At 39.3% G+C, this 15934-nt stretch carries 12 protein-coding genes; 1 reads left to right on the plus strand and 11 read right to left on the minus strand.

The genetic code is table 11. The features are described 5' to 3' along the window. Positions 1-261 precede the first annotated feature (261 nt). From D9T21_RS04185 to D9T21_RS04210, 6 genes are all read right to left on the minus strand, one after another. The gene (locus D9T21_RS04185; protein WP_105934847.1) at positions 262-552 is read right to left on the minus strand and encodes a DUF3955 domain-containing protein; all 291 of its coding nucleotides are present in this window, start codon (positions 550-552) and stop codon (positions 262-264) included. A gap of 283 nt (positions 553-835) precedes the next feature. Further along, a complete protein-coding gene (locus D9T21_RS04190; RefSeq protein ID WP_123323870.1) occupies positions 836-1714 on the minus strand; it encodes a cation diffusion facilitator family transporter in 879 nt (292 codons plus the stop codon). A gap of 43 nt (positions 1715-1757) precedes the next feature. After that, positions 1758-4865, minus strand: a complete 3108-nt coding sequence (locus D9T21_RS04195) for an efflux RND transporter permease subunit (protein ID WP_123323871.1) — start codon at positions 4863-4865, stop codon at positions 1758-1760. A 15-nt stretch (positions 4866-4880) separates the two neighbouring features. Then, complete coding sequence (locus tag D9T21_RS04200) at positions 4881-6062, minus strand: efflux RND transporter periplasmic adaptor subunit (RefSeq protein ID WP_012516885.1); 1182 nt, start codon at positions 6060-6062, stop codon at positions 4881-4883. Positions 6063-6064: 2 nt separating this feature from the next. Next, positions 6065-7345 (minus strand): TolC family protein, encoded by a 1281-nt coding sequence (locus tag D9T21_RS04205; protein WP_123323872.1) that lies wholly within the window; start codon positions 7343-7345, stop codon positions 6065-6067. Between the two features lie 44 nt (positions 7346-7389). Then, a complete protein-coding gene (locus D9T21_RS04210) occupies positions 7390-7746 on the minus strand; it encodes a hypothetical protein (RefSeq protein WP_241155619.1) in 357 nt (118 codons plus the stop codon). A gap of 549 nt (positions 7747-8295) precedes the next feature. Between D9T21_RS04210 and D9T21_RS04215 the strand changes: the two genes are divergently transcribed. Next, entirely contained in the window at positions 8296-9126 is an 831-nt protein-coding gene (locus tag D9T21_RS04215; protein ID WP_073316902.1) for a helix-turn-helix domain-containing protein, read from the plus strand. A gap of 166 nt (positions 9127-9292) precedes the next feature. On the opposite strand, the gene D9T21_RS04220 is transcribed toward D9T21_RS04215, so the two are convergent. From D9T21_RS04220 to D9T21_RS04240, 5 genes are all read right to left on the minus strand, one after another. Then, a complete protein-coding gene (locus tag D9T21_RS04220) occupies positions 9293-9679 on the minus strand; it encodes a VOC family protein (protein WP_123323874.1) in 387 nt (128 codons plus the stop codon). A 20-nt stretch (positions 9680-9699) separates the two neighbouring features. Next, positions 9700-10677 carry an isopenicillin N synthase family dioxygenase gene (locus D9T21_RS04225; protein ID WP_073316899.1) on the minus strand — a complete coding sequence of 326 codons (978 nt, stop codon included), beginning with the start codon at positions 10675-10677 and terminating at the stop codon, positions 9700-9702. 1 nt (position 10678) lies between these two features. Continuing rightward, the gene (locus D9T21_RS04230) at positions 10679-11686 is read right to left on the minus strand and encodes an isopenicillin N synthase family dioxygenase (RefSeq protein WP_073316897.1); all 1008 of its coding nucleotides are present in this window, start codon (positions 11684-11686) and stop codon (positions 10679-10681) included. A 10-nt stretch (positions 11687-11696) separates the two neighbouring features. Next, positions 11697-13997, minus strand: a complete 2301-nt coding sequence (locus D9T21_RS04235; RefSeq protein ID WP_073316895.1) for a TonB-dependent receptor — start codon at positions 13995-13997, stop codon at positions 11697-11699. A 251-nt stretch (positions 13998-14248) separates the two neighbouring features. After that, positions 14249-15607 (minus strand): tyrosine-type recombinase/integrase, encoded by a 1359-nt coding sequence (locus tag D9T21_RS04240; protein ID WP_123323875.1) that lies wholly within the window; start codon positions 15605-15607, stop codon positions 14249-14251. Positions 15608-15934 lie beyond the last annotated feature (327 nt).

The following is a 15934-nucleotide window of genomic DNA, read 5'->3' on the forward strand; positions in this document are numbered from 1 at the left end:
AAATTAACGAGCGACTTAGATAAAATGGGGTGATCCGGGTCTATATTGATCGCTTACGTTGTGGTTAGCTACATTGTGTAGATATTTTTGATTTGAGACTGTTGACTCACCGATGAGGTACCGCACTGACATGGGTCCAACTGTGCAAATTCATCAATGTGTATAAAAGAATAGAAAGCCAATAATTAGCGAGCTTTAATATAAGAAGTTAAAGTCTGATATAACTAAAAGGCAATACCCAACAACCTTTGGGTTCAGTTTTCAATTACTAGCCAGGAGTTGCATAGCAAATCGCAAAGCAAAATTGTCAGTTAGAAAAAGTTCTTCGCGTGCTTTTACTTTCGCTGATTTTTTTTTAAGTTTAATGAAAGTGAAAGCAAAAGTCAGCGATGCCATCAGCTCAAATAGCCAAAATATAGGAATGAAGCCAAACGATTCAACCAAAAAACCATTTTCATCTATACTCGAGCCTTTTATGTTATAAGCGATTAAACACAAAATACCACTAATAAAAAATAAGAAGCTCATCTTATAGTTACTTATAAATTTCATTAATGTCTCTATATTTTATTTTCAACATCTCGTAAGAGCACGAAAGAAACGTTGATGTCGAAGGTACGTGTTCAATCTTGCCTCTTACCACTTTAGTTACGCATTATTATCTATCACACTCTCCTTACAGTTTAACAAAAAATTTAATCATGAGGGGAACAAACTAAAAAGTTCCATGAAAATCTATAGTCATGATTGTAGACAATGTGTCACAAATAAAATTTTAGCTTAGTATTAAAACTTGAATTACTGTCGACTATCATTGTTAATGAGTAATGGAATTTCATCTCACCTCCTCATTAACTGCAGAATGCTCGTCAGTAAACTCTATTTCAACTGTGCTGTAACTGAAGTCAAACATGGCCAAGCTATCATAAATATCAAGCTTCAATAACTTGTATTCTTCAACTGTCTTTAAGGCACTGCCAACGCGTATAGTAATAACATTGTGTTCTCCGTCAAGTGACCAAATTTTTAAGTCATGGATATATTCAACTCTATCAACACTCCGGAGTTCATCTAACACTTGTTTGTATAAGTTTTTCTCTGGAACACCTTGCAAAAATAATTTTAAGGTTGCTAATAAGTTTCGAATTACATTAAACAATATAAAAAGCGTAAAGCCAATCGAAAGTAGGGGGTCTAAAATTGGCCAGTCGACAAATTGCATTACTATGGCAATAATTAATACAGCAACCCAGCCTAAAACGTCCTCCAATAAATGCCAGTTCAACACTCTCTCGTTTAGGGTATTTCCTCCCTGGAGTTTATACACAGCAAAGCCGTTTACAGCGACACCTAGAATCGCAAGTAATATCATGCCTTCTGTATTTGGAACGACCGGGTCTAATACTCGAGGAATGGCTTCTGATAATACCCAGATTGAGCCAAGGATAAGTACGGCTCCGTTAATAAATGCCCCTAACAGGCTGAGTCGCTTGTACCCATATGTGAAATTTTCATCGGCCTCTCTCTCTCCTAACTTATTGAGACACCAGGCGCTTCCAATAGAAATTGAATCGCCGAGATCATGAACAGCATCTGCCATTATAGCAGTGCTGTTCGTTAGCCAGCCGCCAATAAATTCAATAATTGTGAAGCTGAAATTTAATAGAAAAGCCCACCCAATTTTGTTTGAGCTATTCGAATGATTATGAGTCATAGAGGCTCCGGTGCGCCCGGAACATACCGGGCGTAAAATTTGATTAAGAGTTGCGTTTGTTATGTGCGAGCTGATAAAGCGCAGGTAATATAAACAGTGTCAATAAAGTTGACGATATAATTCCCCCAATGACTACAGTGGCGAGCGGTCTTTGTACTTCAGCACCTGTTCCTGTATTAAGTGCCATGGGAACAAAGCCTAAGCTGGCCACTAACGCAGTCATCAAAACAGGTCGAAGCCGGATTATGGCCCCTCGAATTACTGAAGTATAAATATCACCATTTTCCTGCCAGAGTTGTCTGATGAATGCGACCATCACTAGTCCATTCAAAACCGCGACCCCGGACAAAGCGATAAAGCCTACTCCCGCAGAAATTGAAAGAGGCATATCTCTAATCCAGAGTGCCAGTACTCCTCCAGTCAAGGCTAGTGGTACACCAGTGAAAATTATCAATGCGTCTTTAACAGACCCAAACGCCATAATGAGTATGCCAACTATCAACGCAAGCGTAACCGGAACGACTAAAGTCAGCCGTTTGCTGGCGGATTCCAGTTGTTCAAAGGTACCACCAAACTCTAACCAATATCCTTCCTTCATTTTTAAATCGGATTTAAGTCTTTTTTGTAAATCAACGACAAATCCTCCTAGGTCGGTTCCTCGTACGTTAGTCGTTACGACAACTCTGCGCTTTCCATTCTCTCGGCTGATCTGTGCAGGCGCCGGCTTTAACTCGAGAGTGGCTACCTCTTCAAGTGGTACAAAACTATTACCAACAGGAACAGGTAGGCTCTCTAATTTGTCAATATTCGTACGCAATTCTTCAGATAATCTGATTACAAGCTTAAACCGGCGATCGCCTTCATAGATTATGCCTGTTTCCTTGCCTCCTATGCTTGTTGAAACGAGTGCTTGAATGTCTGCTACGTTTAGGCCATACCTTGCGAGGGCTTCTCGCTTTGGTAATATAGACAGCATAGGAAGACCAGCAACTTGCTCAACTCGAGTGTCTGCGGCACCTTGAATCGACTTAGCAATCTCAGCTACCTCATTTGCAGTCACCAACAATTGATCTAAATCATCACCGAAAACTTTGACTGCAACATCAGCCCTTACGCCGGAAATCAATTCATTGAATCTCATTTGAATTGGTTGGGTAAATTCATAATTATTACCAGGCATTTTTGAGGCGACTGATTCAATTTCAGCCACTAAATCCGTTTTAGATTTAGCTGGATCAGGCCACTCTGATCGAGGTTTAAGTATTATAAAACTATCGGCTACATTAGGAGGCATCGGGTCTGTAGCGACTTCCGGTGTACCTATTTTCGCAAAGACTACCCCTACCTCTGGAATTTCCAACAGCGCATCTTCAAGTTGTTCTTGCATTTGAATTGATTGGTTTAGACCGGTACCCGTTATTCGTAAAGCCTGTAAAGCAACATCACCTTCATCCAGTTGAGGAATAAATTCAGAACCAAGCGTTGTTGCCAGCCATCCACAGAAGATTACAAGCGTTAATGCAGCCCCGAGAGCAGCTGCTTTAAATTTAAGAATTGCTCTAAGTGCTGGTTCGTAAGCCAGTTTCACCCAACGTATTAAAAAACTCTCCTTTTCACTGATTTTTCCCCCCATGAAAATTGCGATCGCTGCAGGCACTACCGTCAGTGACAAAATCATTGCCGCAATAAGAGCGATAACAACAGTTATTGCCATGGGATGAAACATCTTTCCCTCTACGCCTGTTAAAGTAAAAATAGGCAGATAAACAGCGGTTATGATCCCGACTCCAAATAAGCTGGGCCTGATTACTTCAATCGTTGCTATTTTCACTTCTTCTAGACGTTCCTTGAGTTGAAGAAGTCTGCCGTGATGCTGTTGCGCTTCAGATAAGCGCCTAATACAGTTTTCAACAATGATGACAGCGCCATCGACAATCAGACCAAAATCTAAAGCCCCCAAACTCATCAGATTTGCCGAAACACCTCTCTGGACCATTCCAGTGATTGTCATCATCATAGCAATAGGTATGATCGCAGCCGTAATAAGAGCCGCTCGAATATTGCCTAGTAGTAAAAATAATATGACAATTACGAGTAATGCTCCTTCCAGCAGGTTCTTCTGCACAGTGTTTATCGCTTTGTCGACCAGTGTAGTTCGATCATAGGCGGGTTCAGTAACTACCCAGCTTGGTAACGATCTTTGAATTTCAGTTAATTTACTGGCAGTTAAAGCTGCAACTTCCCTTGAGTTTTCTCCCAGCAACATCATGACCGTTCCCATCACTGTCTCTTTACCATTTCTTGTAGCGGCACCGGTCCTCAGCTGCTTACCCAAGCCTACAGTTCCAATATCTTTTATTAGAACAGGAACAGATCCTTTTTTTCCTACTACGACATTTTCGATATCCTTTATCCCTGTCAATTGACCTGGAGAGCGAACAAGAAGTTGCTCGCCATTTTTCTCAATATAGCCTGCTCCAGCATTATCATTGTTTAAATATAGTGCTTCAGAAATGTCTTTAAGCGAGACTCCCATCTCCAGCATTTTTACAGGGTCGGGATTGACGTGATATTGCTTGTCATAACCTCCAATAGTGTTTACTTCTACTACTCCCGGAACCTGGGCTAACTGTGGTCGAATGATCCAATCTTGTACCTCTCTTAAAGCCATAGGTGTGACCGGCGAGCCATCGGGTAACGTTGCTCCATCTTTCCCTTCCAGTGTATATACGAAAATTTCGCCAAGCCCTGTTGCGATTGGCCCCATTTCTGGCTCAAGGCCATCAGGTAAAACACTTTTAAGGTTAGCAAGTCTTTCGTCGATTAAATTTCGGGCAAAAAAGATATCCGTTCCTTCTTCGAAAATAACTGTAATCTGTGAAAGACCATACCTCGATATAGAACGTGTATAGGATAAGTTAGGCAAGCCATATAGTGCTGTTTCGACAGGAAATGTTATTCGTTGTTCAGCTTCTAATGGTGAGTACCCCGGAGCTTTGGTGTTAATCTGAACCTGTACATTTGTAATATCTGGTACAGCATCAATAGGTAATCGCTGGTAGCTCCAAACGCCGATCCCAATTAAGATTAGTGCAAGAACAAGAAACAAAAAGCGTCTTTCTACTGAAAGACGAATAATATTATCAATCATTTATCGTCTCCAGGATTAGTGAGCGTGAGAGGCACCGGATTTTTCAAGATCCGCTTTTATCAGAAAGCTATTTTTTGATACGTAAATTTGACCAGCGATTAAGCCACGCTTTACTTCAGTGAAGTTGTCATCTTTTATACCCAGCTCGACAGGGACAGCTTGAAACGTGTTACCATCGTTTAAAAATACAACTGAGTTACCATCCATTGATTGGATAGCTTCATTCTCAACGCGAAGCGAAACATCGACTTTCTGAGCATCAACTACACCTGTAACCATATCGCCGGGGGAGAATTCTCCTTCGGTATTAGTGATTTCAACAATTGCGATCTGATAAGGTTCAAGTGAACCTGACGGAATGAGAAATTTGACCTTTGCATCTTGCTGTCGGGAACCTTTTTTTATGTGGATATAAGAGCCCTGCTTTATTGTATCCCGCTTGGATGGAAATACTTTCAATTCTGCCCAAAGCGTTTCAGCGTCGACTATTTTATAAAGCGTTTCACTGGTAACCAACTGCCCAACATTAACATTTCGACTTACTACCGTACCCGAAATTGGCGCTTTCACGATGTAGGTTTGTAAGCTGTCATTTGATTGAATTTTTGCAATTACATCGCCAGCCTTCACGCTGTCACCAACATCCGAAGCGAGAGTTTCTACAACTCCCGAGAACCGCGCATTAACTTCAGCCTTGTTCTTGGGTGGAATTACAAGAGTACCCAACAATTCGATATGTCTTTCAATGGTCCCACTCTGAACTTCGGAGGTTGCTAATTGAAACTTTTCAGTTAATGCTCTTGAGATCTGTGTTCTTCCCTCGAAGTTTTCCCACTCCCAGGAATACTTTCGTCTTTTGTCAGTCAGATAAATAGTAGCCCTAAAAGAATGAGGTTCAGACAGAGCTTTTATTGACCGCAAAACCCCCTCTGAAGTTTGAAACTCAAATTTTTCTGAGCTTGAACCTAACTTCTGTAGCTCTATAGAAAAGGAATCAGGGATAAATGGCTTCCCATCTTCAAAAGTCGAGGCAATAATTACAGAGCCCTCGGGGCTTTCATCGATACTTACTTCTATTTTGATGTTACCTTTCTGGAATATATTTTGGTTGTCATTTGAATTGGTGACATCTTCACTTGCGGTCGCGATAGATGTCACAGTGCCGATAAGAAATAAAAATAAAATTTGCTTTAGCATAATTAATCCTGGAGATTGAAAGTGAATGATTTCAGAGATTGCCCTGTCCATTGTTCGATAAGTGCTTCATTGAGCAGGGTGGCTTCGCGATAGTTGATGAGACTCCGTTGAGATTGGAGAAGTGCATCACGTGAAGCAAACCATTCTTGATAAGTGTAAATTCCCTTTTGATAGCCCTCCTTGGTCAGCTCCAATGCTCTTTCCAAATAAGGCATTACTTCTTTTTCCAGGTGCAATGCTGCCTGTGAACTAAAATTTATGCTTTTCGTTGCTTTAAATAGAATCGCTTTTACATCGAGATACTTGGTGTCTCGCTCTAATAACTCCGCCTCCTTACTAGCAATTGCAGATTTGACTGCACCCGAATTCCTCTTCTCAGCAAATAGTGGAATTGAGGCACCAAAAACTAACGATGTATCTTGAGCTCCTTGATTCCTTCTAACACCAACAGACCAAGATAGGTCTGCGGTATTATCAGACTTAGCCAACTGAATTTCAGCGTCCTTCAGGTCAAGTGACTTAATTAGTAAATCCGCATTCGATGATGATAAGAATTGGTTAAAAAGTGTTTCGTAGGAATAATTTGTAGCGGGTGAATTTAAAGAACCAGTAAGCGTGATATCTTCATAATTGCCCTGCCAGAATAGTGTGAGAGATTGCAGGGCTATCTCTTCATTCACCTTTGCTGTCGCAAGTTCTAATTTCGCTTGATTTAAAGCCGATTTAGCTCTGAACAATTCAGCATCATTCGTTGCACCACTTTTTATTCTATTAGTGATTACAGTAAGAGCGTCTTCAGCTAAGCTCACACTTCGCTCAGCTATTTGCAGACGCTCCTGTTGTGCCAGAACGCGAATATACTGCTGAGTGAGCCCACCAAGTAGTGAGAGAGACATTGAATACTGCTCTGAATCTAAAAGGGCAGCTCTGGCATCCACAACCTGTGTTCTTGCACTCTTCTTACCACCAAGTTCATACACTGAAGATAGAGAGATGGTTGCTTCTGCTGCTTGAACTCCCGAAGTCGAACTCGTGCCCATCACATTTTCTAGATTAGCACCTACGGTGTAAGCTGGAGAAAGCAAAGCTTGTTGGCGATCTCCCTCAAGAGCTCTAGTAAGAGGTCTGAATTTCAATAATGTTGGATGACGACTGAGAGTTAGTTGAACAGCATCGTCTAAAGTTACTTGTTCTGCCAATGCATTGGCTTGAGATAGCATCAATGCACTAGTCAATATTCCGGCGCGCGTAAATTTGCGCACAGGAAACTGTGAAATTTTCATGATATATAATCCTAGTCAGTTGAAAAAACGAAAAACGACAGGGATTAAATTCTTGGAGGACGCTCTATTTGGTTAATGAAACGGCTAGGTGAAGCTTCGAGATAAACTGAAGCTAGGGTAGGGGATTTTTTCAGAAACGTGCTGTCATTATCAAGATAGAAAGCAATATGGGTGAAATGGCCATGACACGAACAGCAATGATCACAATCATTTCCTGTGCCTAAATCATAAGCATTAGGCAGTTCGATTAACGTACTTTCGGTACATACTTCGTTGCTAATAAAATGTTCTTGTTCAAAAGAAAATGCGTCAGAAACTATCAACAAAAATTGCGCGCACAACAGCAAAGCGGCCAGAACCACTTTAAAACTTTTGCTAATGCGGAAATTCTTTTTCGACACAACATTCCTCTTCATGAAGGTTGATTATCTCTTAAAATATAGCTAGGGTCAATGAATGAGCGATCTATTCAATACAGATATGAGACCAACACAGTGTAAGGAAGCCATTTGAACCTATTAAATGCTTAATTTAACTATGGAAGTAGAAAACTACCACCTTGCCAGCTCATGTATAATCCGACAACGCAAATCAGTACGCCGGATAAATAGGTCATGTTAATAAGCATTAACGTCACTTATTTAGAAGTGGAAACTGATTGCTTATCTATTTCTTAATTCTTTTAAATAGATTTATTAAAGGCAACGATTATATTTGTCGATAAACACTGGAACAACTGGGTGTCTTGGGCGATGTGAAGCCTACTAAAATCCGCAACCCAGTCCAAAAAGATCGGCATAACTTATGCTTTATCTTAGTCCTAGACGTATTGGTCAAATTTTACTTAATTCTGTCTAGGTTTTGCACCTTATTGATGCGTTTTCAAAGTGTTTAAGGTTCTGGTGGTGCAATGCATTGATTAAGTAGCACGCAAAGGGTAAGAGATTTGTATGCAATTATTGAGAAACTTTAAATCATTTGATTTTGGAGAAGCTACCTTCCGCTATTATGGTACGTATGGACCTGTAAATGGCCTCGTTATTCAGCTCGTACAATTGTTTGAAGGTGATTGTATTGTAAAAATAGATGAACAAGATTATATTCTGAGAAAAGGTGAAACGTCGTTAATCATAGCAAAACAAAAACTCGAATACATTTATCCTGCAGAAACAAGTCACAGAGTACGTTGGTGCAACGTTAAGTTACAAGGCCATTCTCAATTACCCTCATTAATATCATCACAATATACAATATCAACCACTGAAAAATTAGATTTTATTTTTCAGTCCGCATTAGAAGTTGAGTATACCGATTCGGTAAATGCATCGATTCTTCGGGACTCTTACGGTCAGACTTTGTTTAACGAGTTTGTGAATGAAATCGAAGAGGAAGAATTCAAGTCGCCTCTCCCTTTACCAGTAAGGGAGTGCCTTAAATATATCAACAGAAATCTAGTTTCGGATATTTCTGCTAAATCGGTGAGCGAAGATTTAAAGTATTCCTACGCATTTATGAATAGTATTTTTAAGAAAAATATAGGGTTAAGCATCGCGAAGTACATCTGGACAGAAAGAGTCAATAAGGCCTATCAACTTTTAACTGAAGAAGACTATTCAGTATTAGAAATATCAGAAATTTGCGGGTTTAAAAATCAACAACACTTTTCTAGAGCTATAAAAGAGCAATTCAAAAGAACTCCGACCGAGATAAGAAGGTTAACACGTAGATATAATTATACTCAAATTTGTAGCGAACAAACTTACAATAACGCTGCTGTATAAAGATATTTGCATGAAGCCTTTGCTCTTCTTTAGTAATGATTATGACTTCAATATGAATCTGTTAACTTTGGGTTTCGGAATATGATTCTGTCAAAAATGGCGGCAAAATAAATTAAGCCGCCTATCTTATCATAAACTTAATAATCAACGTTTCGGTGGCTATGTCTTACATGGTTGATATTCTGTAAACGTTACCATCAATGTCTTGTAAAACACTCTGATACCATCCGTAATAGGTATTGAATGGCGATTTTAGGAGTGTTGCACCGTTAGCAATGGATTTTTCAGTTAATTCGTCAACCTCTTGAATATTATTTGCTTCAAATGTAATTACGTGGTGGGTTTCCTTTACTTCATTTACCGGTTTCGGGATATCTAACAAATCGTAAGCGTCAAAACTACTAAACCCTAACTTCGATACACCAGTATCAAAGCCTATGAAATAATTTGATCTACTTTCTTCTATTTCTTTAAATCCAAAAACATCACAATAAAATTTACTAAGGCGTTCGATATCTTTCGAAAATATATTTAAATAAGACAAGAAGTTCATTTTTAATTCACTATATTATTTCAAAGACCATATGTTTTGCTATACATGTACGCAATGTGTTTACCAACGGTGGTTGGTTGATAATCTGGATTATTATCTTTTGGCATACACGTAGATACACAGGACACTTCATAAAAATAATCAGGGTCAAAAAATGTTGGGCATGAATAACGTGACCGGCCTGAATTATTGTTCAAAACCCTATGCATATTCGAGTGATAAAGACCATTAGTTAGTACTTTGATCATTTCTCCCAAATTAACTACAAATGTACCTGGTATAGGAGGAGCCGTTAGCCAGTCTCCAGCCGCATTTTGCACTTCCAGCCCACCAATATCGTCCTGTAACAAAACTGTGAGCATTCCCCAATCTGTATGTGCACCAGCTCCTAATTGATTCTTCTCTCCATGATTTAGCTGCTCAGGATAATGTAATAACCTAGAAAAAATCATTGGTTCGTCAAGTCCTTCAGCGAAATAGTCTCGGGGTAGGTTAAGAGACAAAGCGAGTATTTCTATCAGATCTTTAGCTAAGCCTGTAACGTGATGTAAATACTCATTATATTGTTCTTTAAAACCTGTTGGGCTGTGAGGCCATTGATTAGGCCCACAGTTGGGCACTTTTTTTGAGACGTAAGGGTGCGAAGGTGACAGGTCATTTCCGATAACAAAACCTTCTTTCAGGTCTGCGGGGGAGCCTTCATCTAAAACTTGCGCAGCTACAGGTTCATACCCACGTACAATTTCCCAATTTTTGGAGTAACATTCCATTTTCACATCATCTGGTTGAGAAAAATACTTCTTTGCCAAATCGAGTTGCGCATCCATTAATGCTAATGGGACTTTATGTCCTTCCACATAGAAAAATCCAGTTTCACGAGCCGCTTTATGTAGCTCCCACGCAATTGATTTTTGCTTTTCTAAATCATTAGAATAAAAGTCACTTATGTCAATTAAAGGAATTTTATTTGGTGCTTTTGGTGGTTCGTAAATAATCATATTATTCTCCAATCTCATTAAATTTTGATGTTTTGTTCATTTTGTTAATTTTTGACATTAGATGTTCATAAGCTGTCGTCGTAGGATATTTTGATGATTTCTCTAATCCTGGTATTGTTTCGATGACAGCATCAAAATTAGGTTGGTGAAAAAAGACTATTGATTGCCTATCGGAATTCGAGTCCTTTGTTTTAGGATTTATGACGCGATGAATATTGGAAACCCATTTACCTCCAGTCCAATAAGACATCAAGTCCCCCAGATTAACAATAAAACTATTGTCAACAATTGGCACGTCTTTCCATTCACCTAATTTGTTTTTAACTTGAAGTCCCGGCTTATTTTCTGCTTTAAGAATAGTAAGTGAACCATAATCAGTATGGGAGCCAGCTCGAATTTGAGACGGAGAATATGAGTTCTTCTGCTCTGGATAATTTGCAGCAACTAGATTTGTCATATGCTTATCAATTTTTGATGAAAACCAGAATTCGTCGACTCCTAAAGATAATGCAAACATTCTCATTATTCGTTCAGCAAGAGCTTCCATTTCTCGATAATATTCTAGTAATGCTATTTTAAATTCAGGTAATGTATTGTCGGGCCAAATATTCGGAATAAATATCTCTTGAGCCAAACCTGTTTTGTAATAATCGTCACAAGCGGGACCTAACTCCCTATTTAACGTGAAGTATTCTCGCAAGTCAGGTAAAGCCTCTTTATCGCCTAATGTAGCTCCAAGGTTTCCAGTCTCCATGCCAAAGTACCCCCGATAGTAGGATTTACTCTTAGGCGAGAATTCTTTCTTTTTATCAGTAGGGAGTGAAAAGAAGGCAGAAACCTGTTGTTGAGCTTTTTTAACTACATCTAGGTTTACACCATGGTTTGACAGTACTAAGAAACCAATGTTTGTAACAACATTTCCTATTTCTTCTGCTAACTTAAATCTTTCATTTATTTTTTCAGAATATGCATTTGAAAAGTCAATTACAGGTACATCTAAATAATCCATTTTTTCTTCCTTATTCAAAGCTGTATTTAAATTTTATTGATATATTTCGGGGCTTGTTGGGGACATGTGTCACTGAGCCAAATTCTATAAAATCAAAAGATTGAACTCTGTATTGTTCGTCCGTTAGGTTGTTGATAGAAATAGAGTATTTGTACTTTCCATCATTTCTGGTTGTTGATAGCGCAATATCAGATAAAAAATAAGAATCTGCTGTTAATAGAGGATTATTTCTAACATCGTGAAAGACGCGGTCAGTATAGCTAACGCGTAAATTGAGGTTTGTTTCCCAGTCAGAGAATAGATTCCACCAAGAGTCATATGAAATAACTACTTTCAATGGAGGCGCGAAAGGAACATCATTACCTGATAGGTTTTCGCCATTCGCACTTATAAAATCGGTATATTTCGCGTGTATAAATGATAACCCTAGGTTAATAGAGTTATAATCATTAAGATTTATATTTGCTCCTATTTCGCCTCCTTTATAAATTCCCTTACTAGCATTAGTTACTATAAAGTTCTGACCACCGAATTGATTGGATGTAACATCAAAAACGTGGATATCCCTATAATCGTAGTAGTAAAAAGCGGTATCTAAGACAACTCTTCCTGCAAACAATGATGACTTAAACCCTACTTCATAGGCCATTAAATCCTCTGGCTTGTAGCTATTAAATTCGCCAGGATCTCCGAATCCTGCTCCGGCACCACCACTCTTGTAACCATTGCTTACAGTAGAATAGAGCATTGTATTTTCAGAAATTTCTTGCTGAAGTCCAATGGTCCAGGAAATATCAGTAAAAGTCTGATCTGATATAGACCCTTCTACATCTCCGGGGGCAAAATCGAGTGCTGTAGGTCTAATACTGTAATGATCAAAGTAAACAGAATCATTTGTGTATCTAAGCCCAGATAGAAAATACAACCCTGATGTTAAAGGATATTTTAAGTTGCCGTATATGGCCTTGGATAGCTGTTTCTGATAAAACTCTTGGTCTGTTTCTAGGCCAAAGAAAACGTACTTATTGTCTGCGGACAGTTCATCAGATGATATATATAATCCGAGATCCCAATCAAACTCATCTTGTGCATTTGAAGTTATCTGAAATTCTGATGAAGCCGTTTTGAAATTAGATTTATAGTAATTATTAGAAAGCATATATGCGCCGCCATCGGCATCATACTGACTATCTCTTTTAAATCGGTCAAATGCGATAATATGTTTAACGCTGAATGCAGGAAAATCATAGTTTAATTTTCCGTAGAGGCCATATGAGTCAGAGTTTGCATCGCCGAAAAAGTCATGGTCACCAGCACTGGTATCCCCCCTCTCACCAACGCCGTCAGAATCTCGATAACCTAAGTAATCGATGCAATCAATTCTCGAACGAGGGTCACAAGTTGGCTCATAAGTTACGGGGTCTACTATACCTACATACTGAAATGTTCCGCCGTCAGCTCTACGACGCATAGAATGTATCATTAACTCGTAGTTAAATAGCGTTGACGGATTCCAATCAAGTAATAATCTCGTTGCAAGTAAATTTTCAGCGTTAAGGCTATTGTTTTTAAGTGTACCCGGAAAACCATCGCCCTTCGGTTCAGATGCCCGGCTTGAAGCCCACCCATCATCATTTACGTATTTGTAGGCAAATCGAAAGTTGGTTGTTTCTGATATAGGTCCAGTAATAGCTCCTGCACTTTTAATTTCATTGAAAGATCCAACACCTAAATCAAAATAGCCGGAGAAAGTATCTTCTGGCTTAGCGGTAACATATTTTATTAGTCCACCTGTTACATTCCGCCCATAGCGGGTACCTTGTGGGCCTTTCAATACTTCAATTCTTTCAAGATCGAAAATAGGAGCGGTATGTTGGAACGTATTTGGGAGATAAACATCGTCTATGTAAACACCTACAGTTGGATTGGTGTTTGACGCAAAATCTATACTGCCAGACCCTCTAATCCACGCTTTCGCCTGTTCAGATGAAGACACCGCTCGTATTTCTACTCCCGGAAAATATGAACTCAGATCATTAGTAGTGTCTACATCAAATGATTCAATTTTCCCCGCAGACAAAGTATCTATTGCTATTGGTACACTTAGTATAGATTCTGCTTTTCTAGTTGCTGTCACGACGATACTTTCTACCATCTCCTCAGCGTTCACTTGCTCTGGACTTAAAATGAAATTAGCCAAAAGCAGTGTTGTAAAAACTTTTAAGTTTGATTTGAATTTACTATTAGCATTTATATTTCGTTTAAAGTGATCAAATTGTCGTTCTGACTGTTCGACATATAGAATTTTCATTGATTATCCTTCCCAAGGTTGTGCCTTTAGGAAGATAATCGATGAGATCCGATATTTGCTTATCTCAAATCTCTATAATAGTTTTTGTTTAATAGATATTAAGTAAACGGAAATTATTACAGATAAGTTGTCGCGTAAGATTTTGATTTAAAATGTTTTTATTTTTTTATAATGATGAAAATAAGATAAATTAAACTGAATGAATCCTATGAAATTAAGAGGCGTGTTTATCTTTGACTGGCGAGTTATAGTTAAATACAACCACGTTTCTTGTACTCTGCCGCCCATTCTTTAAAACGTTTTTCGTCGCGTTCAGCACTCTTAGCTCGCCTTTCTAGTGTTTTGTTCGAAACGGGCTTTGGCTTAGTTTTATCGAAAGTTACACCTGATAATTCGTCGGCAAACATTTCAGGTCTTACATGACTGTAATGTTGTTCAATCATAGCAACACTAGTACCACACTGTTTAGCAATAACGTCCATGCTTGTGCCTGCCAGCAGTTGCCATGTAATGTATGTGTGGCGTAACGAGTATAGTGTCCTTGGTACATCTGAATGCGTTTTAAGGTTGTTATTCTGAAGAACCTTTTCAAATGCCTTGCCTAACTGTGGTGTTGTTTCACCGTTAGCCAATCGGAATAATTTTTGACTTGGTGTTCTATGTGGAAACCGTTCGCGGAGTCGGGATATCGCGCCAATGACATCTTTTTTGCAGACGATTTTTCGTGTGCCAGTGTGTTTAGTTGTTTTACCTTTGCGTACGTTGATAAAGAACTGTGCTTTACTTCCTTGGGCTTTTAGTTCTATATCACCCCAGGTGATGCTTTCCATCTCTGTGCCCGGACGGATGCCGGTATTTACTGCAATCTCACAGTAATCATAAAGTAGCTCTCTGATTTGCCTTGTCTTCTCGGTGTGAGCGTTACGTTCACTTTCGTAAATACCATCAATTACAGCGTCATACTCTTCTTCTGAGAATGCGGCTCGGCGTGTTCCAGATTTACCTTTCGACGACAATACTGGCACTTGTATCGGTATCATCCACTTGTGTTCAATAGCTTCTTTAAACACTAAGTTAAGCGCAGCATTATGGGTCTTTAACGTTGATGAAGCCGGTGTTCTGCCGAATTGTTTAATACGCCACTCATCAAATTTTTTAATGGCGTCTTGGTCTATCGATGTAACGTATGTTCTGTCAAAGTAGGGGATGTGATATTTGCGGAGAGCTAGGGAGTAGTCATGACGAAATTTCTTTTCGGTATTTTTGTTCCCTTCCTGGCTCTCTATAAAGTCAATCAAGGTCTCAGGGATTCGTTCCTTGGGTTTTTCAGGAGAGGTGACATTAAGCTCTCGTTCAAGTTTTTCAATAACTCTTTCCGCTACATACCGGAATCTTTTGCTTTGAACTAGCGTATTGGTTTCGATTCGGATTTCGTGGTCGAGAAATATTCGATGTGCCATAGCGATGGCTTCGTCTTTATCTTTCTTTTTAGTTGATTTGCAGTACCACGTATTGAACAGTACAAATCGCGCATACCAACGTTCGCTGTTATCTTGTTTGAAGATGTACAGCGTGTCGTTTATGTCATGTCTAGCAATCTGTTTAGCCATGCTGCTAGTAGAACAGGTTATATGTTGATTTGCAAAGAATTTGCAAAGCTATTTTATGTTTTAATTAGGTTTTTGATTTATATCATTTTTATGGCTAAGCTGTCTATTGAAAATCCGCGTGTCCCTGGTTCGATCCCGGGTCGAGGCACCATTATTCAGAAAGCCCTGCACGAAAGTGCGGGGCTTTTTTGATCGTGCGCCGGGCATGGCGCGTAGTGCGAAAGCACTGTCCGACTCATTGTGGTGGTGAGTCGATGACTTGGAGGTGAAAGTCCTCTGCACACCCGGCAAGGGGAAGTGCTAGCCGAACGGCAAGGGTGTTCATCG

This window comes from Marisediminitalea oceani (genome assembly GCF_003731635.1).
Classification (GTDB): domain Bacteria; phylum Pseudomonadota; class Gammaproteobacteria; order Enterobacterales; family Alteromonadaceae; genus Alteromonas; species Alteromonas oceani.